General features: G+C 40.2%; 17 protein-coding genes. 6 read left to right on the top strand and 11 right to left on the bottom strand.

All coding sequences use genetic code 11. The features are described from left to right. Positions 1–156: 156 nt before the first annotated feature. Entirely contained in the window at positions 157–642 is a 486-nt protein-coding gene (locus H5116_RS08190; RefSeq protein ID WP_182715911.1) for a hypothetical protein, read from the top strand. Between the two features lie 2 nt (positions 643–644). Continuing rightward, complete coding sequence (locus H5116_RS08185; protein ID WP_182715910.1) at positions 645–1,778, top strand: DUF1570 domain-containing protein; 1,134 nt, start codon at positions 645–647, stop codon at positions 1,776–1,778. A 641-nt stretch (positions 1,779–2,419) separates the two neighbouring features. On the opposite strand, the gene H5116_RS08180 is transcribed toward H5116_RS08185, so the two are convergent. After that, positions 2,420–3,424 (bottom strand): nuclease-related domain-containing protein, encoded by a 1,005-nt coding sequence (locus H5116_RS08180; RefSeq protein WP_182715909.1) that lies wholly within the window; start codon positions 3,422–3,424, stop codon positions 2,420–2,422. Between the two features lie 403 nt (positions 3,425–3,827). On the opposite strand from H5116_RS08180, the gene H5116_RS08175 reads away from it, so the two are divergent. Continuing rightward, on the top strand, positions 3,828–4,922 hold the full coding sequence (locus H5116_RS08175; RefSeq protein WP_182715908.1) for a Fic family protein: 1,095 nt from the start codon (positions 3,828–3,830) through the stop codon (positions 4,920–4,922). 174 nt (positions 4,923–5,096) lie between these two features. On the opposite strand, the gene hepT is transcribed toward H5116_RS08175, so the two are convergent. The 5 genes from hepT to H5116_RS08150 form a co-directional block, all read right to left on the bottom strand. Beyond that, on the bottom strand, positions 5,097–5,522 hold the full coding sequence (gene hepT / locus H5116_RS08170) for a type VII toxin-antitoxin system HepT family RNase toxin (protein ID WP_182715907.1): 426 nt from the start codon (positions 5,520–5,522) through the stop codon (positions 5,097–5,099). Beyond that, positions 5,515–5,904 carry a type VII toxin-antitoxin system MntA family adenylyltransferase antitoxin gene (gene mntA, locus H5116_RS08165; RefSeq protein ID WP_002962075.1) on the bottom strand — a complete coding sequence of 130 codons (390 nt, stop codon included), beginning with the start codon at positions 5,902–5,904 and terminating at the stop codon, positions 5,515–5,517. Before mntA ends, hepT begins: the two co-directional genes overlap by 8 nt. A gap of 231 nt (positions 5,905–6,135) precedes the next feature. After that, entirely contained in the window at positions 6,136–7,635 is a 1,500-nt protein-coding gene (locus H5116_RS08160; protein ID WP_182715906.1) for a DUF2235 domain-containing protein, read from the bottom strand. A 117-nt stretch (positions 7,636–7,752) separates the two neighbouring features. Further along, the gene (locus tag H5116_RS08155) at positions 7,753–9,843 is read right to left on the bottom strand and encodes a cupric reductase (protein ID WP_182715905.1); all 2,091 of its coding nucleotides are present in this window, start codon (positions 9,841–9,843) and stop codon (positions 7,753–7,755) included. A 138-nt stretch (positions 9,844–9,981) separates the two neighbouring features. Beyond that, positions 9,982–11,286 (bottom strand): NAD(P)/FAD-dependent oxidoreductase, encoded by a 1,305-nt coding sequence (locus H5116_RS08150; protein WP_182711912.1) that lies wholly within the window; start codon positions 11,284–11,286, stop codon positions 9,982–9,984. A gap of 514 nt (positions 11,287–11,800) precedes the next feature. On the opposite strand from H5116_RS08150, the gene H5116_RS08145 reads away from it, so the two are divergent. Both H5116_RS08145 and H5116_RS08140 read left to right on the top strand, forming a co-directional pair. Beyond that, a complete protein-coding gene (locus H5116_RS08145) occupies positions 11,801–13,729 on the top strand; it encodes an ATP-dependent DNA helicase RecQ (protein WP_182715904.1) in 1,929 nt (642 codons plus the stop codon). A 45-nt stretch (positions 13,730–13,774) separates the two neighbouring features. Then, entirely contained in the window at positions 13,775–14,083 is a 309-nt protein-coding gene (locus H5116_RS08140) for a YkgJ family cysteine cluster protein (protein ID WP_002962790.1), read from the top strand. A 72-nt stretch (positions 14,084–14,155) separates the two neighbouring features. Here H5116_RS08140 and H5116_RS08135 read toward each other — a convergent pair whose 3' ends face one another. The 4 genes from H5116_RS08135 to H5116_RS08120 all read right to left on the bottom strand — a co-directional run bounded on the left by H5116_RS08135 (position 14,156) and on the right by H5116_RS08120 (position 18,369). Beyond that, positions 14,156–15,775, bottom strand: a complete 1,620-nt coding sequence (locus H5116_RS08135; RefSeq protein ID WP_182695256.1) for a methyl-accepting chemotaxis protein — start codon at positions 15,773–15,775, stop codon at positions 14,156–14,158. Positions 15,776–15,998: 223 nt separating this feature from the next. Further along, entirely contained in the window at positions 15,999–16,616 is a 618-nt protein-coding gene (locus H5116_RS08130; RefSeq protein WP_024597791.1) for a glutathione S-transferase family protein, read from the bottom strand. Between the two features lie 50 nt (positions 16,617–16,666). Then, complete coding sequence (locus H5116_RS08125; protein WP_182693830.1) at positions 16,667–17,695, bottom strand: NADP-dependent oxidoreductase; 1,029 nt, start codon at positions 17,693–17,695, stop codon at positions 16,667–16,669. A gap of 179 nt (positions 17,696–17,874) precedes the next feature. Further along, on the bottom strand, positions 17,875–18,369 hold the full coding sequence (locus H5116_RS08120; protein ID WP_182693829.1) for a GNAT family N-acetyltransferase: 495 nt from the start codon (positions 18,367–18,369) through the stop codon (positions 17,875–17,877). A 149-nt stretch (positions 18,370–18,518) separates the two neighbouring features. Here H5116_RS08120 and H5116_RS08115 point away from each other — a divergent pair, with 149 nt between their 5' ends. Further along, on the top strand, positions 18,519–19,724 hold the full coding sequence (locus tag H5116_RS08115) for an anhydro-N-acetylmuramic acid kinase (RefSeq protein ID WP_024597794.1): 1,206 nt from the start codon (positions 18,519–18,521) through the stop codon (positions 19,722–19,724). Positions 19,725–20,078: 354 nt separating this feature from the next. Here the strand turns inward: H5116_RS08115 and H5116_RS08110 are convergent, their stop codons facing one another. Then, positions 20,079–20,564 carry a hypothetical protein gene (locus H5116_RS08110; protein ID WP_010554987.1) on the bottom strand — a complete coding sequence of 162 codons (486 nt, stop codon included), beginning with the start codon at positions 20,562–20,564 and terminating at the stop codon, positions 20,079–20,081. Positions 20,565–21,434: the final 870 nt, after the last annotated feature.

Genomic DNA, 21,434 nt, shown 5'->3' with positions numbered 1-21,434 from the left:
TGAGGTTTTATACCTCGCGGGTGCTTTTTAAAAGCCAAGACACAAGGTGAACTCCTACCCACAGCTTTAATTTTTGCTTTTTGGATTAGTAATGTTGATGTGTTTTTTCACATTTATAGGTACACTATTTTAAAGCTTTAATTCAGGGAATGAATAATGATTAAATGGATTTTACTGGTATTTATTAGCGTATTTACAACTTTTCCTCAAGCTGGTGAGGTTTACACACAAGCCCAATGCGATAGCATTAAAAAGCAGCGCGAAGCTATTCGCTCTCAATTTAGAAGTGGCTATAGTAATAAGGAAGGTGAGCGTTTAACTGCACGCGATAAAACGCTATTTACCTTACTTGCTAATCACTGCAGTAAGCCTAAAAAGAGTGGTAGCGCTTATCAGGCTACTTCTTCTACCCCAACTCGTACGCCTAATAGCAATTGGTTACTCAATCAAAAAGTATCAAACATGTCTTTGCATAGCGATAGCTATAAAGATGCCGCTAAGCTTGATGCTTGGTCAAAATTTTATAAATTGCCGAAACGTTGCCGTAAAAAAGGGATGGAGTCGGCCGACTTTGTATGGTGTAGCGAGTATCGGGGTAAGCAAAAAGAGTTATTTGAAGCACAGTGGCAAGGGCGCCCATAAATATGTTCAAAACAAAATTACGTGTGGTGTTTGTATTTTTTGTGCTGCTAATTGCATCGGCGCTCATTGCTAATCATTTTACTGGGCGGGTATTTAATTATCACGATCCTATAGGCGAGGTTAAACGAATTTATAATAGTTTATCGTCGCAGGTAACTACTGAAGCGTTAGCAACTAAACAGCTCAAAAATGTAAGCACGGCAACTTTACAAAATGTATCAGTATCTGCCGATAATCATTTATCGCAAGCTAACAATACGCGCTGCGTGGATGTGTCGTTGGGTAAGGTTAAATATAAACGAAGTGGCGATATATTTACGTGGACAGACAGTGACGGTGTGCCGCATTTTAGTGATAAAAAACCGGACTTTGCAGTAGCAACTTACGATACTGGTTTTATTGAACCGTTAGATTACTTTGACCTCACTTTAAATACGCCTAATTTACCTTCGTCATTTAACCAAGAGTTACGCATAAAACTTAATACTGTATTTAAAGTATATGGACAGATTATTGGCGTGCATGCACTTAAAAAGGTAAAGCTTAATTTAACGGTATTGCCTACGCGCCGCGCTTATGAGGCCGCAATTAAGCAACGCAGTGCTGACCCGACAAACACTGCGGGTATGTATTTTCACGCGAGTAATTCTGCTTTTATTCATTATGATAATGCACGCAGTGCAATGCGAACTGCCGTACATGAGGCAGTGCACGCCATTAATAAAGCAGTCTTAGGCTATACCCCGAGATGGTTTAATGAGGGATTTGCTGAATACTTTGAGCTTACTCAAAATAATATGCAAACAGCTATTGTTGAGCCGAATAGTTCATGGACGAAAAATAACAATATTACTAAAAGTGTATTTTTAATTGATTCGTTAGTGGGTTTGGATGACTCGTGGAAAAAAGGTGATATCAGTAAGTTGTATGCAAGCAGTTGGGCTACAATTTACTTTTTAATGGATACGCAAGCAGGGCGATCGTTACTTAAGAATATAATGCTTGCTGAGCAAGAATCCCTCTGTAATAAGCTATCTGAAAAGCAATTAAAAACGATGATGTATAAGCAATTTCCTAATCTTAATCGTGAATATTCTCAGAGGTTAAAAAAGCCTTTAAAAGCGCATATATTTTAAATAAGGTAAAAGTTTAAAAGCTTCGCTTTTCGCGCGAGCAAGCTGAGCGCCTACAGCAAACTTTAAGGCCGCTGCCAGGACGTTTTCCCCTGCAACTTCACCTGCAAACACATAATTAATGAGTAATTACCTAGCATGGCGGAATTTTGTTCCCGACATATTCCAAGTACCTAAATCCCTTTAGGCAATGCGAGGAAAGCGATGCTTGCAAATGGGTGAAAAACCTAGTTTTGAACGAGAGGGTAGGGATACCCGAACTGGGCAGCGTACAGGGATGTGAAAGTTGTGCGTTCATCGCGTTTACGTTCATATTAATTTAGTGTTTAAAGATAAGTGAAATTGAGGGGCGCCGTGGGTGACGAATGACCAAAGCGTAGCTTTGCAGCTTGAGGAAGTGGAAGCATGGATGCTGACAGAAACCCGACTTCAGGGATGAATTATTAGCAGCAGAGCTTATTTGAAGAAAACCGCCCCTTGGTTGCCATCGCCAATGCGATATTAAGTAAATTATTTTAAAAGCTTCGCTTTTCGCGCGAGCAGGCTGAGCGCCTACAGGTGTTTAGGTGGGTTTTGTAGCGTTGATTGAGGTAATGAGCCAGTTACTAAAGAGAAAGCGCGATGTAAAATCACACCTACAAGTGCTAAAGCTTAATAGGCGTACTTATCTCACAATCTTTGCATACTAAAGAGTAATTTTCTTTACGTTTGCTTGTTTTAGTATTGATGCTTGAGCACTCAGGGCATGGTGATTTCATTGGTGTGTTTACACTGCAATTGCCGCATTTCACAAAGTAACCATAACGTCCGGAAAGAGGCTGTAAATTACTCGAACTATTACATTGCTTACAAGCTAATGTTATCTCTTTGATTAGATCAGTTTTAGGTTTTACTTGTTCAGTAATGGTTTGCTTGGTCGCTATTAAAGTATCATCGTAAACAGATTCTGATTCGCTTATCTTTGCAGATACATATGAAGGCTCTTGTAAGATAGGTGATATATTTTGCTCTAAAATAAACTGGCAAATTCTATCCAGTGTTTCTTCACTGAACCACGGTCGAACGTTCGTTGTAAAAAGATGAAGCGGATTAGGTTTAGACGCAGGAAGCTTCATTATTTCGAGTAATTTATCAGTTATAAATTCTGATTTAACTAATCGGTCTTCAATTGCTTTTGGTGTGTTTTTCCGGTTGATAATGGCGTTGCTCGATATGGCACAAATACTATGCCACTCTCTGCCACCAAAACCCTGTTGCAGCTTGCCAAATAATTTAGTGAGTAGCTTTGGTGCATTGTCGCGCATTAGGCTTTTTAATAGCTCTAGTTGTAATTCAACCTGTTTTATTGGCGATGGCATACCTTGCCAGTTGCCGCGATAACTGCGACTCCATTCTTGATGTTCATTAATCGTTACTTCGCCTGTAATGCTTTTAGATTCGATAAGAATAAAGCCATAGGTGTATGCTATTAGGTGGTCTATTTGTGCGGTTTCGCCATTGTGTTTAAATTTTACATCGTTAAACACAAATACCTGACTATGATCTTTAAAGGCGCGGCGTAAATAAAAGGCAACGTCGAGCTCTTGCTTTTGACCTGCTTGTATTTTAGATGAGTTGCTGTTGATGAGGGTTTTATCTTTTAGAATCATGAGGCGTCCTTTCAATCATGTATTTGCTTAGAATATCATTGAAGTACCGAATAACAATACTGCTTAAGTTCAAAAAACGCGAGAGAAACTCCCACCTACAATTTAAAAGCTTCGCTTTTCGCGCGAGCAAGCTGAGCGCCTACAGGTGTTTAGCTTGGCCTTATTTAAAAGCCAAAGCGCGATATAAAATCGCACCTACGCTTTTGTTAAGAGTGGTGTTTACATTAATGTAGGTGAGGTTTTATACCTCGCTTATAAATGGATTGTTTTTACCATTGAAAAATGAATTATTGTTCCGTTCAACGCTTAAAAGTAATGAGGCAATTAATTCTTCTATTCGCCTCATTGCATGAGGCAAATAAATAACATAGACTGAAGCTAATTACCTTTAGGAGTAAAGACTATGTGGATATGGCAACAGCAAAACTGGCCAAACTTTACGTGGGATGCTGCAGCGCTTGCTCCTTTACTAAGGGATCTTTCATATAATCAAGGTTTATTAGTAGGGCGTATGGGCGTGCAAAGTGCTCAACAAAAGCAGCAAGCCCTTGATACCTTACTTGCAAATATTATTCACTCCAGTGCGATTGAGGGTGAAAAGCTTAATGCATTTTCGGTTCGCTCTTCTCTTGCTAAAAAGCTCAATATTAATGAGCAACCTTACCCAACAACAGTGCAAAGCGATAATCTCGCAGAGATTATGCTTGATGCAATAAATAACACAGACTCACCGCTTAATTTAGAGCGAGTGCTTAATTGGCATCGCTTATTGTTTGCAGGTGAGCAAAGCTTATTTACTAAAATTGAGGGCGGGCAATTGCGTGGTGACGAGCCAATGCAAGTGGTGTCGGGGCGCTTAGATAAACCGGTATTACATTTTACGGCGCCTCCTAAAGAGCGAGTAAATAAAGAGCTTTCGCTATTTTTTAACTGGTTTAACAAAACGCAAAACGAACCTCAAATAGATCCTTTTATTCGGGCAGCTATCGCACACTTATGGTTTGTAACAATACATCCACTTGAGGATGGTAATGGGCGTATTACACGCCTTATAACCGACCTGGCATTAGCGCAAGAACATGCTGAGTCAATTCGGTTTTACGCTATGTCGGTGGCTATTTTAGAAGACAGAAAAAGCTACTACGAGGTGCTTGAAGCCACTCAACGTGGAGATCTTTGTATTACAAAGTGGATTAAGTGGTTTTTATGTACGCTTAATAATGCGATACACCATACGCTTAATAATATTGAGCAAACAATTTTTAAAACCAATTACTGGGCAAGTAAAGATCAAACAAAGCTAGGTGAGCAGCAAGTAAAAGTGCTTAATAAGTTACTTGATGGCCAATTTGAACAGGGTATTAGCGCGAGTCAGTATCAAAAGGTAGCTAAGGTTAGCCGTGCAACCGCAACACGCCATTTATCGGACTTGCAAACGCTTGGATTTTTAACAAAAACCGCCGCAGGTGGGCGTAGTACACGTTACAAAATTGCCTAATGAGGCAATTACACATATTATTCGCCTCATTGTGTGAGGTGAATAGGTGTTTGAATTGTTGTAGGTGAGGTTTTATACCTCGCATGGTGTTTTTATAAAGCCAAAGCGCGATGTAAAATCGCACCTACGGTTTTGTTCAGTGCAGTGGTTTAATTATTGTAGGTGAGGTTTTATCTATGAATCTTTGTTTAGCTCTGTAATCGCTTTAATACTAAATGCGTGCATAGTTATGTAGTGTTGCTTTTTAATGATTGTTTTTACGATACTTTGATCAATATTTAAGTAATCGTGAACAAGAGCATTTCGTAAGCCTATAATTTTACGCCATGACAGTAGTTCTGCCTCGCTCAAAAAGCCTAAATGAGTAAGTTCGCTAAATGTTTGATAGGCGTTGCTACTGGTACTACTTTTGTGCTGCTTTAGCCAATGCTTTGATAAACCAATACACACCGCGGTCATTAACTGTAGTAATCGCTCTGCAGCTCGGTAGTCTCTACTATTAAGTGAATCGATTTGACTGAGTTCGTCGAGTTCTTGCATATATTCGTCAACATGGCGTGTTACTTCACTTAAATAAAGTGTAATTCCGGTATCAGTCATGTTTACTCGCTATGGTTTCAAATTCGAACTGGCTATATATACGCTGCTGCTCTTTCATCGCTCTAACACTATTATTGCTTATAATTATTTTTCCATATTCAATAACGTTGAAAGCTAAATAACTTGGAATAATATTTATATCAACAATCGAAATAAGTTGTTCGTTAAGATTAAGTGCATTACTTATTTCAAGCTCAAGCTCTTTTGGCCTAAGGCGCTTATCGAACGATTCCAGATCAAAGTTTTTAAATGCTATGGCTAAGTCAATGTCACTATGGGGCTGGGCTGTCCCTTTTGCGTGGGAGCCATATAGCCAAACTACATCAATGTCGGTGTTTTGATGTAAATACTCAATTATTTTTTGTATAACTTCATTTGCCACGAAAAGTAACCATTGATAAAAACAGTAATAATAACCTGTCAGTTTTATAGTGAACATTAAAACTGATATTTGTTTTATTTAATTTAAAAGCTTCGCTTTTCGCGCGAGCAAGCTTTGCGCCTACAGGTGTTTAGGCGGGCTTTGCAGTGTTGATTGGGAGTTATGAGCCGTTACTAAAGAGCTAAGTGCGATGTAAAATCGCACCTACAATTTAAAAGCCTCGGTTTCCTCTTATTCCAACCGCGTTACTTTTACTTTTATTTTTCCGGCATTAGCGCCGTAAAAGCGGCTTAAGTCGTTTGCAAATGGGCAAAACTCGCCAGATTTATCCATTTTAATATCGGCGCCGTTGGCTATTTCAAAAAGGTGGTCGTCGTTTTTATTTATAGCACCAATAAGTGAAAACCATTGTGCACGAGGAAATCGTCTAAATGGTTCAAGCACAGCCATGGGGATTTCTTTTACGCCAAGTTGTACGTTATCGCGGTTCCAGCCTAATGGCGTGCACTTTATGCCATCGTCAAACCAATATTGATTTGGGTATGGGGTAAAGCGGTACGTAGCGCCTTGCTCTAGCATAAGGCCGGTTGCGTTGTATTGCTCTGAGGCAAATACCATTACATCTTGGCTTTGGTTAATGCTCAGCACATTCATGTTTTGATTAGCCAGTTCTATATGTTGGCTTAAACCAATAAAGCTAAGTGTGGTGTTGTCGTTATAGCTAATTTTGTAATGCAGTTTTTTAAGCGATTCTGGGCGATAACTGGTTAGCTTATTAATGCGTTCGGCTACGCTGTAGTGCACTAAAGGCTTAAGATTGCTGGCTTCGTCATCAATTAATACATAGCACTGCCTATCTACTAATTTAAAAAATGGGTTAAACCAAAAGTAATTTTGTTGATGACTTAATGCGAGCGGATCGGGCGTTACGGTTACGTCATCTTGTGCTACTAAGTTGCTATCGGGAAGTAGGCTTTCGTAATCTATATCGTGGCTAGTGAGTAACGAAATATTAAGCGGTTGCTCTATTAACCACTCAAGTGCGTAGCGCAAGCAAATATCGGCTAGGCCATCGCGGTAGTAACCGCCGCCAATGTCTGAATGCGCACCTGCAAACCATAATTCAGTGATATTGCTTTGATGGTTCATGAGTGTGGGTTCAAAGGCGCGGCGTTTTTCATCAAGGGCTACGCAGTGCAGCGCGTGAGTAATGTTGTTGGCAATGGTGTGGTTTTCAAAAATAACGTGCTCTGCGCCACGTGTGGCTTTACTTACTTTTGATAAGCCAATAGAGGCGACAGTATCAAACACACATACGTAAACATTATCAGCAATTAAAGGCTCTAGGATTTTAGCAAAACGCCTAGCAAGTGCACCGCCTCGGCTAAAACCCGTTAGCAGTATGGCATCGCCTATTAGGTAGTGAGCTTTAAAGTCGCTTAATGCTTGATTTAAAATACTGGCTACGTCGTCACCACGAGGTGCAAGGGTTTGGTTTAAAATGCGTTTAAGGCGGCTGCCTTTAGTGCCAATACCTTGATAATAAAAACTGAGTTGGTTAGCAAAAGGAGTAATGGGGGAGTCTTCTAATTTACCGCCAAGCAGTAAATGCAATTTTAGAATGTTGGTAATATTAGAGTCTTCTTTAAAATGCTCTGAGCTAAATTGCTCTGCATCACGGGGCTCGTTTCCTGTGCCGTCAAAATTAAAAATTAGCGTTTTACCCGTCATAACCCAATTTCCTTAGTTGTTTTAAATACTCTACACAGACAATGTTAAATATTAAAGACAATATTTAGGTTAGTAACAAATACGCCAACTAATTTGTTGGCGTATTAAAAGTGCGGGTTATAGGCTATTAAAAGTATAGTGATTTAGCTGCGTGCCCTCTGCGGGTTTTAATGCGGGGTTTAACTTAATTAATTGCTCGTAAACCTCAGGATAAAACGTTTTTAATCGTGCTGCGCGAGAAAGGTGATTCGGTTCAATTTTTTCAACAAGCTGTAAGGCTAAAGGAATCATTGGGCTTAACTCCCCTTTGGTGTAGCTTTGTTCTAGCGCTAAGTCGAGTATATCTACGCCTAATTTTTCTGAATCAGCGGGTATTTTATTATCAATTAGAAATTGGACTGCCTCGACAGAAGACGATGCGGCTTGTACATAAACGTCGCGCCCATACGTATCGGTAATCGAAAAATCAAAACCAGCTTGTTTAAGCTTTTGCCATTGCTCAAGCGGAAAACGACTTAATCTTGCTAAATCACTCGGTGGCTTAGGTTCAACTCGGCTTTGCCAGATCGTTATAAAGTCATGAGGCTCTAATAGTAGGAATGTAAAAAGTGTATCGGTTTCTGTTTGAGTTAATGGTGTACTAAGGCTGTACTCATAAGCTTTTTGGTAATCTTTTTTAGACAAATATTGGCTGAACGCGCTATGACTTCTATCGTTTGAAAGCTGATTGCTTAGTATACTCCACCAGTAATTAACTAATACGGGGTCTTGTTCTTGTAAAACATATTCGAAGTTATTACCTTGCTCTTTTTTTACCTCTAGCACCGTATTATATGCTCGCATAGTAGAGTGTAATTGTTCAGTAGCGCTTAACTGCTGCTGTAATAGTTCACAGTTTTGTCTTTTATTATCTAGATCTTTCTTTTGTTGCTTCAAATCTACTAAAAAACGTGCAACATCAGAATTATCGGGCTCACTCACTTGGGGCAATGTGGCGTTGTCTATTTTACCAATAGGGTTAAAGTAAGCATATTGCTCAGGGTTTTCCTGCTCATTAATATAGGCGCCTTGCTGGTAAATAAAATCACTTACAAAAGAAACGCCTTTGCCATTTAGGTCGTCATTAGCATTGCCGCTATGAGCTTTATAGCCCTGCTCTGTAAGGTAGTTTAACATTTGAGTATGCTTTGCATCTAAAGGGGCTGGCGTTAAGTTACCACTTTTAGGCAGGCTTACTATTGCAACGTCTAAACCCGTAAATAAGCCTGGCTGATTGGTTGGTGTTACGCCTAGTTGCTGCAGTGCTTTTACAAGCGGTAAATTAAACTGGCTTACGGCAATATCAGCCATGTTATATAAAACAGAATTTTCTTCGTACAGCGGCATAGCATCCAGTGCCGGCACCTGCTTCATCAGCGCAAAAATATACTCATTAGGAATGTTGTTTTTAATCGCAGTAGCTACTTCATTTACTGTAAATTGGTTAGATGAAATTGCCTGCTCAAACTCTTTTGGCGTAAATTTATTTGCATTAAGCACAAACAATGTAGCCGGGGAAATAACCTCACTGCCTTCAAGTTTAATAAACGTTTTAGAATAAGTGGTAAATGTATCTGAGTTGTTTAATAAAGCATAAAGTGTTTCTTTTTGTACATTTTCATCAAGGGGTACACTCAGAGTAAGTCCTGGAGGGCTATGCTTATTATCTCCAAGCTGTTGAATCATTTCTTTTACTTTATCATTGGTGAAGCCTTTAATTGCCTCAATGCCTTGCCAATTAGCTAATTCGTTTAAAGAGCTAGTAATATTAAGCTGCTGTTTTTGCTCAGTAACTATGGCATCTCTTAAAAAGGCAATGTATTGACGCTTATTGATTTCTGATAGGTTTGCATACTTTAAAATCGTAGGGACCGACGTCCCTTTTTTAAGCTCACTCACAAAAAATGAAACAAGCGATTGGTTTAAATTATTTATTTTTATATGTTGTTGCTGTGATTGATCTCTGCAAAGGCGAATATCTTTTTTTAGATCTGTGACTATTCGAAGCGGGGTGCCTTCTGCAGGCTGCTTTTTATTAACTAAGTTAGGCTCAGTGGCATTTGGTGCAGCCACGTTGGGCTGCTCTACATCGGCTGTGTTAGGCTGGGTTTTAAATAGATATACTGCCAAAGCCGCTATAATTATAAGTCCGAGAAGTAGCTTTTTCATAACCGCCAATCCTTTGATGTTATTAAAATATTCTCACATCGTACTACTTTAGGTACGCAAAGTGCAAAAAAAGCTTTAAGAGATAATACTTATTAACTCTTAAAGCTTTTTTGTGGTTTTGTGAGCGTACTTAATTTATTAGTGCAACTTCATTTTAGGGCGCACTACACGCAGCACTTTTTCGCTTATCCATAATGCAAAGGTTTTTGCGCTACCGTGTATGGCGCGTTGGTGCATACGGTATAAAGATATATACATAAAGCGGGCAATTTTACCTTCAATAAAAAAGGTATTGCTGGTTAGGTTACCCATTAAGTTACCCACGGTGCTGTAACTCGATAAGTTAACCAACGAGCCATGGTCGCTGTATTTAAAGCCGCGTAGAGGTTGCTGTTTTAGCGTTGCGATGAGGTTTTTTTCGACGCATAACGCCATTTGATGCGCCGATTGTGCGCGTGGTGGTACTTGCTTGCCGTCGGCTTGGGTAAATGCGCAGCAATCGCCTAATACAAAAATGCTTTCGTCTACGGTGCTTTGTAAAAACTCGTTTACTTGAATTTGGTTGCTGCGCGTCAGCTCAAAAATACCTAAGTCTTTTATAAAATCAGGTGCTTTTACGCCTGCTGCCCACACCATAATATCGGCATCAATGTGTTCTTCATCTTTGGTGATAAAGCCTTGTGCGGTGCCTTCTTTTACTTGTGTTTGCTCGCGCACGTTTACGCCAAGTTTTAATAGCTCACGTTTTGCACTTACGGCAATACGCTCTGGTAATGCTGGTAAAATACGTGGTCCGGCCTCTATTAAATGTATATGCAAACGCTTAGACGACATATTTGTTAAGCCATAAAGCTTTAATAGTTCAGACACATGATAAAGCTCAGCTGAGAGCTCAACACCGGTAGCACCGCCGCCTACAATGGCAATATTAAGTGATTGCTGTTGGTTGTCGTCTTGGTGAAGGCGTGTAAAGCTGTCGAGTAATGAATGCTGAAAGCGCTCTGCTTGTTGGTTTGAGTCTAAAAAGTAGCAGTGATCTTTTATACCTGGGGTATTAAAGTCGTTACTTACGCTGCCTATGGCAATTACGAGGTGGTCGTAGCGCACGGTGCGCTCGGGTAAAATTGTGTGGCCTAGCTCGTCTAAAAGTGGTGCAAGGGTAACTGTTTTATTGCTTTGATCTATATTGCAAAAAGTACCAAGTTGAAAGTTATAGTGGTGTTTTGCAGCATGGGCTGAATACACAACGCCATCTAAATCGGGGTCAATAGAGCCTGTCGCTACTTCGTGCAGTAACGGCTTCCATATGTGGGTACGGTTTTTGTCTATTAGTAGAATTTCAGCTTGTTTTTTCTTTCCTAATTTATGGCCTAATTGCGTTGCGAGTTCTAATCCGCCAGCACCACCGCCAATAACGACGATTTTAGGTGTAGTAATATTCATAACGTTGCCCTTAAAAATAATATACCCAAGTGATCTGTATTTTTTATTAGTTTTTTAAGATGACTTGGGTATCAATAAATTATTTTGGCAACAAGTAGTTACTACTCATTTTATAGTGCTTTAGTTTGCGCTTAAATAAAGGTGATGTCAGCAATAAATAATGTTATTTGTTGTATACTTATACCCAAACCGTCTCAATATGCAGAATTCAGCGTTTCACAGGGGCTTAATATCAAGGCGTTACTTTGCAAGAATGGCAGCCCCCTTTTAAGAAGTAACAACGATGAGAGTAAGTGCCTGTGAAACGCCCAATGGGTTGGTTTAAAAGCGATTTATACTGCGTTATTGATTTTAACAATAGAACCACTATTATTTGCAATCAATGCCTTGCCTAAATCGCTTTTAACTCCAACTGAAACTCTCATCTTGAGATGGTTTGGGTATACATGCAAATATTTTATCTACACCGCAATTTTATAAGCATGACTATTGTTTAGCCATCAAAAGGACATTTATGACCACGCCATTAATTCAATCACTTGAGCAGCACTTTGGTTTTAGCCAATTTAGAACAGGGCAACAACAAACTATAGAGCAGCTTTTAAATGGTCAATCGTCGTTGGCTATATTTCCGACCGGTTCGGGTAAATCGTTGTGCTATCAATTAACTGCGTTGCATTTACCAAATTTAACGTTAGTTGTTTCGCCTTTACTAGCATTGATGAAAGATCAAATTAGCTTTTTAAATAGCAAAGGTATTTACGCGGCAAGCCTTGATTCGAGCCAAGATCAAATGCAAAGCAGCACCGTAATGAATGATGTGCGAAGTGGTAAAATTAAAGTACTAATGGTGTCGGTTGAGCGCTTTAAAAACGAGCGTTTTAGAGAGTTTATAAGCCAAGTGGCGCTTTCGATGTTAGTGGTAGACGAAGCGCACTGTATATCTGAATGGGGCCATAACTTTAGACCCGACTACCTTAAACTACCGCGTTACCGCGAAGAGCTTAATATTCCTTTAGTATTGCTGCTTACGGCAACGGCGACTAAAAAAGTTAAACGCGATATGGCAGAGCGATTTGCTATATCGCCTGAGTGTATTGTGCAAACGGGCTTTTATCGCGCCAATTTAGATTTAAGCGTGCTGAGCGTTAAAACCGCCGATAAAAACACCGAGCTTACCAACATTGTGCGCGCGCAAAATGGCCCTGGTATTGTGTATGTAACGCTACAGCAAAGCGCCGAGCAAGTTGCTAATGTGCTAAGTGCACAAGGTGTGCACGCGGTGGCGTATCATGCGGGGCTTGAAGATACGCTACGCTGGCAAATTCAAGATGACTTTATGGCGGGTAAAATTAACGTAGTGGTGGCAACCATAGCCTTTGGTATGGGGGTTGATAAGTCAGATATTCGTTTTGTTATACATTACGATTTACCAAAATCGATTGAAAACTACAGCCAAGAAATTGGCCGAGCAGGGCGCGATGGCAATCCATCAAACTGCTACACCCTTGCCAATTTAGATGGGCTAAATACGGTTGAAAACTTTGTATATGGCGACACCCCTGAGCTTAGCGGTATTGAATACGTAATTAACGATATTCGCCAAAGCCACCAGCAATGGGAAATGCAAGAATACAGCTTATCAAGCGAAAGTAATATTAGACAACTGGCACTTAAAACCTTACTTGTACAGCTTGAAATGCAAGGCGCTATAACGCCGCAATATGCCTACTACGCTGATTTTAAATATAAATTTTTGGTCGATAAAAACGAGCTACTAAGCCAGTTTGACGAGCAACGCCAAGCATTTTTAACACAAATATTTAGCCATACCGATTTTAAAAAAATATGGGGCACGCTAAATTTTGACTCCCTTACGCAAGCCGCGCAGGTTGATCGAAAACGCGTAGTGGCAGCCCTTGATTACCTAGCCGAAAAAAACCTAATAACGCTCGAAACCAAACGTATTACCCAAGTATACAAAGTGCATAGCGAGGTTATAAATAACCCAGAACTTGCCCAACAACTACATGACTACTTTAGTGATAAAGAACAAGCCGAAATTAAACGTATTGCTGCACTGGTACGCTTTTTTGAGCTACAAAGTTGTTTAAGCTATAACTTAGCGCGCTATTTTGACGATCAAAATGCACCACAGCAATGTGGGCATTGTAGTGTATGCAGAGGCCATGCGGTTAAGCTTGAATACTCTATAGAGCCTGCATATATTGACGAGCAACTTATTTATCAAAAGGTAGATGAGTTTTTAGCCCATATGGCAGACAAAGGTAATCATAATGTGGGTATTGAAACCCAATGCCGCTTTTTAGCGGGGATGAGTGTGCCATTATTTGCGCGTAATAAAGTGCGCCAATTGAGTGGTTTTGCACTGTGCGAGCAAATGCGTTACAGCGATATAAAAGCAAAACTACTAGCGCGTTAAATTAGTTACTGTATCCTAGTGGCTTATTCAAAAAAGTAAGCCACTATGCCTCATATTGTTATTCCTGTTGAAAATATTTCTACTACCCCAGAGCCTGTTACGTGTGCTAACTGCCAAGCCTGTTGTTGCCAATTAGAAGTGCGCATAGTAACCGACACCGGCGTGCCTTTTAACTACATTGAATACGATAAATGGGGCAGCGAAGTAATGAAACGCGCTGACGACGGTTGGTGCCAAGCACTCGACCGCAATACGCTTATGTGCTCTATTTACGAAAACCGCCCATTAGTTTGCCGCGAGTTTGAAATGGCCTCAGACGAGTGTATTACCGAGCGCGATTTAGCGGGTATATAGTCCGCTATTATTAAAGCACATAAACAACAAAGGGGCTTAAAAGCCCCTTTGTTGTTTACTTACTATAAAAAATTAAACTTTAAAATAGCTAATATACTTTTTAAGCGTGTTTGAAAGGTCAGCTAATGCAACGGCTTCTTGTGCGTTACTGTTAAGCGACATGCTGGTTTCTTTAGACATACTGGCAATTTCTTCTACGCCGGTACTAATTTGCGCCACGGTGGCTACTTGGTTTGATGTTGATTCAACAATTTCAAGCACGTTACTTAATGAGTCGTTAGCTTGTTGCTGTATTTGATGCAGTAACTCGTTTGCCTCATGGGTAAGCGTTAGGCCATTTTCTACTTGTGGTACTGTGGTTTCCATAGCTGTTACCGACGCTTGCGTGTTTTCTTGTACTTGCAAAATCATCTTTTCAATATCGCCTGTTGCATCACCAGTACGCTGGGCAAGTTGCCTTACCTCGTCAGCAACAACAGCAAAACCTCGGCCTGTTTCGCCTGCTCTTGCAGCTTCTATTGCCGCATTTAGTGCAAGCAAGTTTGTTTGATCAGAAATACTGCGAATCACACTTAAAATATCGCCAATGTGTTTTACATGTTCTTGCAGCACGTTTACTTGGGTAACTGTGGCTTTTACGGTTACAGAAATTTGCTCAATTTCGGCCGCTACTTTTTGCACTGCAATACTACCTTGCTGCGATAGTTGTGCAGTTACTTTTGAGTTATCTTCGGTTTGTTTAACAGAGCCTGCAACTGCATTAATACTGCGGCTCATTTCTTCTAGGCTGCTTACTGCCGAGTTTGTATAGGTTACTTGTGCGTCAGCGGCACTAAGTGCTTGCTGCGAGCCAGACGCTACGCTTGCAGAGTGAGTAGAAAGCTCTTCAGATGAGTTAATAATGCTATCTACAATGGCTTTTAATTTAGATTGCATAACCCCTACAGAAGCCATCATGCTATTTGGGCAACACGACTGTACATCACCTCTTAAATCGCCTTGGGCAATAAGGGCAATTACTTCGGCGGCTTCTTGTGGTTCGCCACCTACTGACTTTCTGATCAGTTGGCTAATAACATACGCTACGCTTGCACCTATTAAAATTGCAAGCGCGGTGAGCGAAATCATCCAAATTTCAAATGAACTGGCAATATCGAGAGTATCAATAGTGGTGGTTTGATTTGCTTGCTCTTGCAGGTTTATAAATTGGTTTATAACACTTAGCCACTGGGTAAACGCAGGGCGCGCATCGGTTAATAAAATGCGTTCAGCTTCGTTTAGGTTTCCTGCATTTTTAGCGTTTATTACACCTTGAATGAAAGGCTGAGTGCGCTGCTCTATTTGATTTATTTTATTAATTAAAGCGCGCTCTTCACTATTCATATCACCCATTAGCTTAGCCATAGCGCGGCTTGACGTTTGGTAAAATGCGTTTAGCTCTTGTATGTTATTTAACACGGTACTTAAACTGCTTTGCTCGGTAATTAGCACTACGTCGCGCACGGCTATTGCTCTGTCGTGTACGCTGCCTCTAAAGTTAATTGCGTAACGTTGCTTTACCGAATTTACGTCGGTCATGTGGGTAATATTATTATTAATAAGGCTAACGCGCGAAATTCCAATAATGGTTAAAATAATCATCATTGATAAAATTACGCCAAAGCCGGTCGTTAAACGCATGTTTATGGTCATGGTTGATCCCAAGTGTGAGTCAATACGCGCAAGAGCAGCTTGTATTATTAGTGAAAATAATTAAACAATAGCAGCATTATGCCTTATTAATTAAAGTTTTATTAGCAATAAGGTAGGTGATTGTTAATTTAGTTTACAAGCGTAACTTTGGCGGGTCATATTTTACAGGCATTAAAAAAGGGGCTAAATGCCCCTAGTGTTATATAAAATATTATATAAAGGTTTAGTCGTACTTTGCTTCTAGCTCATTAGCTGTATGAAACTTCTCATGGCTTTGTAATTGCTCGTCGTATTTAACAAGGTTTTTAAAGTGCGCTAATTGACCTGAGTTTTTAACTATTTCAACAATAAACGACATCATAAAGTCAGCGCCCGTTAGGGTATCGCCCACTAAATAACGTTTACCTTCTAGGCGGTCGTTAAAGTAGCTAATTACTTTAGCTGTTTCAGCGTCGGCATAGCCTTCTAAAAACTGCGTTTTAGCGCCGTCTTTTAGTACAAACATTTTAAGTAAAAGCGGTAAAATTGCTGAGCTTTCTGCAAAGTGCAGCCATTGCTGGTAGTCAACATATTCAGCGGTATCTACTTTTGGTGCAAATTTACCGTTGCCGTATTTAGTAATAAGGTAGTCGGTAATAGCGCCTGATTCAGCAATAATTAAACCGCCATCTTCAATTACCGGTGACTTACCAAGTTGATGAATATGCTTTAATTCGTCAGGTGCTAGGAATGTGTCTTTATTACGCTGATAAGCCACAATTTCGTAGTCAACATCTAGTTCTTCTAAAAGCCAAATTATACGTTTAGAACGGGATTTATTTAAATGGTGTAGTTTAATCATGTCAGTCCTTTTTTGGCTTGTAAGGGCTTTGCCTTACAAGCCGTATAAAATTAAAGTGGGTTATTAATTTTAACCACAGTTTTACCAAAGTTTTTACCGCATATCATATCGTTGAACGCGTCTACTGTATTTTCGATGCCTTCTACCATGTGCTCACGGTATTGAATTTTTCCGTCTTGTAGCCATTTTTGCATGTCTTGTGCAAACTCGTCGTAACGGTCGCCGTAATCATCAAAAATGATAAAGCCTTGCATTTTAATACGCTTAGTAAGCAATTGACCCATTAGCATACCTAAACGGTCTGGGCCTTCTGGCAAGCTAGTTGCGTTATATTGCGATACTAAACCACACAATGGTACGCGCGCTGCGGTATTTAATAATGGTAGTACGGCGTCGAATACTTTACCGCCCACATTTTCGTAGTAAACATCAATGCCTTTATCACAGGCTTTTTCTAACTGCTCTGCAAAGTCATCAGCTTTGTGATCAATACAGGCATCAAACCCTAGTTTTTCAACGGCGTGTGCACATTTTTCGCTACCACCAGCAACACCCACTACTTTACAGCCTTTAATTTTAGCTATTTGACCAACCGTTGCGCCTACAGGGCCTGTTGCTGCTGCAACAACTACGGTTTCGCCTTCTTTAGGCTGGCCAATATCAAGTAAACCCATGTAAGCAGTAAAGCCAGGCATACCCATAATACCTAATGCGTATGAAGGGTTTGCAGGCTCTTTACCTAACTGCATTAAGCCTTCGCCGTCGGTAATGGCGTAGTCTTGCCAACCTGTGTAGGCAAGTACCCATTCGCCTTCGTTAAACTTATCGTTTTTAGACTCTTCTACTTGGCACACTGTTGCGCCAACCATTACATCGCCAATATTAACAGGGTCAGCATACGACTTAGCATCGCTCATACGACCTCGCATGTACGGGTCTAGCGATAGGTAAATAGTACGTAGTAAAACTTCGCCGTCTTTTAATGCAGGAAGCTCTACCGTTTTTAATTTAAAGTTTTCATCTTTTGGAGCGCCATTAGGGCGTGATTCAAGAGTAAGTTGGCGACTAGTCGTAGACATATAAGATCTCCTATTAATATAAATAAACTACTTACCGAATGTTTACGTTTTAAAAATCGTGTTCAGCTAAACAATAATGCGCGGCTAAGCAGTATGAATATGTACAATGCGTACCTTAATAAAGGAGTTTTGGGCGGGTGGTTGATAATTCAACCTTTGCGCAGATTTAATTAGAGTAATTAGTCTGCTTTGAGCTTACTAAATATATGATTGTTGTAAAGTACCCCGTTTTTATAAATGGCCTGTTTAAGCACAGCCTCTTGCTCAAAGCCGCTCTTAGTAAGTGCTTTCATAGAGCCGGTATTACCAGCAAACACGGCACCAAAAATTCTGTTTAAGTGTGAGCTTGCAAACGCTTCATTGCATATAAGTTCAATAGCGCGAGTAATAATACCTTGCCCCCAATAGGCTTTATTAAGCCAATAACCAATTTCGCCACTGCGTTTGTATTCAAATTCGCCGGGAGTTATACCAATACAGCCCGCAAATTGCCCATTTACAACAATGGCCTTAATAATGCCGTTTTTTGAGCCTTGGCTTATCCACCAGTTTGCATCGGCTTGCGTATACGGAAACGGAATTTTTGACGATAAATAACGCGTTACCTGTTCATCATTTAAGGTGTTAATAATAAAAGGCGCGTCTTGGGCTTTAAACTCTCTGAGGGTGATCATATTTTTTCATAAATTTTTAGTATGCACACTAACTTAACAATCATTTAAGAGTTAATCAATCAGAACCTAAATTAAACGCTTTACGGCTATTACTTTGTTTTAAAGTCCTCTAATATAAGCAAAATATTACACCTATTTTAGATGCCATTATGCACCCTCACATTAAAGCGCTTTATAACAGCGCCCTAAAACCAAGCCGTTTAATTATTGGTTTAATGAGCGGCACCTCGTTGGATGGGCTTGATGTTGCACTGTGTAAAATAACGGGCGCGGGCTTAAATACTCACATTGAGGTTTTAAATTTTACCACCGTTGACTACAACGACGATTATAAAACTAAAATAAAGCAGGTATTTGCCAAACGAGAGTGCGATTTAGAGCTTGTAACTTTACTGCACCCGTGGGTAGGTAAACTCCACGGCGATATGGTTAACCAGTGCTTACATACTTGGCAAATAGACCCGGCAAGTATTGATGTAATAGCAAGTCACGGGCAAACCATTTACCACTGCCCGCAGTCGCAGCATAATCACAAAAGCTTTACTAATGGCACCTTACAAATTGGCGATAGCGACCAAATAGCCGTTACTACGGGTATTACTACCATTGGTGATTTTAGGCAAAAACACATAGCCGCAGGAGGCGAGGGCGCACCGCTTGCTGTGTATGGCGATTATTTGTATTTTTCGAGCGCTGTGGAGAGTCGGATTTTGCTAAATATGGGCGGCATAGCTAACTTAACGTTTTTACCCAAAAATGGTGATGCAAACCGTGTGTTTAGCTCCGACATTGGCCCCGGTAATACCATTATGGATGCCTACGTACAGCAACATTTTAAAGATATGCATTATGACGATGGCGCAAAAATAGCTAAAGCAGGCAAGGTAAATACACCATTATTAAATGCATTGTGTAATAACGCATTTTTTAAACTCCCAATGCCTAAAACCACAGGGCCTGAGGTATTTAACTTAGCGTATTTAAACACCGCACAGCAGCTTACAAATACACAGCACTTAAGCCATGAAGATGTAATGGCCACCTTAAATACCTTTACAGCAACCGCTATAGCAAATGCATTAAACGAGTGTGCAGAGCGCGCACAAAATTGTGTGGTGTATGCAAGTGGTGGGGGTATTCATAACCCATTACTAATGGCGCAACTTACAACGCTTTGCCCACGTATTAAGGCTTTTAAAAATACCGACGATTTAGGTATTAACCCTGATGCAAAAGAGGCTGTGTTATTTGCTATTTTAGCAAACGAATGCCTAGCCGGAGAGCAGCAACACCTAAGTAACACCGCACAAGGTATTGCGGGAGTTACTATGGGTAAAGTAAGTTTTGCAGACTAGGGCGTGTTGGTCTTTGTGGATTGAAATTTGTTCAATCTAGAGGCGATTTAATCGCGGCGCGAGGTTTGTAACCTAGTGGGCTAAGTAAAAACCGAGCAAAGCTTCCGCGTCCTGCTCACGCCCCTTACCTACATCCATGTAGGCAACAAAGAGTTAATCGTCCCTAGAAAGGACCCAAAGGGCAGTGCATGTTTGGTATTTATGCTGCGTTATCGCCTATTTATGGGGAGTAACCACACTACATAGGCTCTGCCTTGCCTAAAAACCAAACATACTGCTGTAAATTCACCCACCAAAGTTCAACACGCCCTAACAACTTATAAGTAGTGTCGCGTAATTTAAGTGCAGTTTGCATTAAAACAGCGATAAAAACGTAGAGCCCATACTTGCAAAGTAGCTACGAACGCCCTGTGACTTGGTATGTTCAGTTTTTATTTGCTCAGGAATATAGCCTTGCTCAAATGCTTTAATGTACACATCGAGTTGCTGGCTTTCTTTTAAGGTCGTGTTTTTTCCGTGCAGCATCATTTGCACTACAAAACACTGGCTTTGTGTAATGTTACTTAAAGTAAGATTTACAGTACCAGATTCAAGGTCTGCATTGCTCAGCGTTTTTTCAGTAAAATACTGCGCCCCACGCGCACTGGGCTGCGTTGCACTTAGTGAAATAACATCGCTCTCATTTGCGCCATCAGGCAACACACACTGCAGCGTAATGTTATGCGCAGCATTGGCTTTTAGCGATAGCTTTTCATATTCCATAGCGTGGCTCATCGCCGCAGACATAGAATCATCAAATGATTGCAGTGCAAATGTTAGTTGCACTAAGGGTGTACTCATCTTACTTAATCTTCTTGAGTCTATTCATTTATCGGATAGAGATTATCGCGGATCAAAGTTACAGATTTATGACTAATTGCATTATTTAGTACAATTATTGAGTAGTTTGATCAAAGAGGATCTTTTTGTTCTTTCTCATCCAACTTTGGAATGTTTTATCACACATCTGGAATGAAGAGCCATATGTGGCAGTGCTTGTAGCGATGGTGCTTCCGTTCCTTATTTGGGTTCTTTTCATAGGGGACAGAATTTTGTTTTTAGGCTTAAACTAATTAAACAGAGATTCCCAACTAAAATTCTATACTTTATCTTTTTTGGTTTATTACTGTATGGATAGCGGTTTATTGTTGTACCTCATATTAATAGAGCGGTGTTAGCGGCCAAGATAAATGTCGCAATGCAAATGTTCTAAGGCGGTTATGAGCGAAAACCAGTTATTGAGATTGGCTAAATATAGTAGTTAATTGATTGGTCAAACTGCTTTTTGCGCATATATTCATGAAAATGCGCGCTGCGCGCAAATTGGATTATTAACTTCACCTAAAAACTTTAGAAAACTTAGTGATAGTAATACCTTAGGTAATTTGCTAAAACTATATAAAGTAGATAAATGAGCGTGGTGTCGGTAGAAATATGCGCGACGAGCGCACTATTAAATTGTTGAACTAAGCCGCTACGCGGAGATCCTATTCTGACCATTTGAGCCACACTTACCTTGGGGTTATCCCATATTTGGAGGTAAGTCATGAATACACTCATTGAACAAGTCAAAACTGAAATAGCCTATCTTGGTTATTCACAAAGTACATGTAAAAGCTACTGTGAACATTTACTAAAACTCAGTCATTATTTTAATAAACCGCTCGATTC

The organism is Pseudoalteromonas sp. SG45-2 (assembly GCF_014164115.1).
Taxonomy (GTDB): domain Bacteria; phylum Pseudomonadota; class Gammaproteobacteria; order Enterobacterales; family Alteromonadaceae; genus Pseudoalteromonas; species Pseudoalteromonas distincta.
This window is presented reverse-complemented; position numbering and strand designations above follow the sequence as displayed.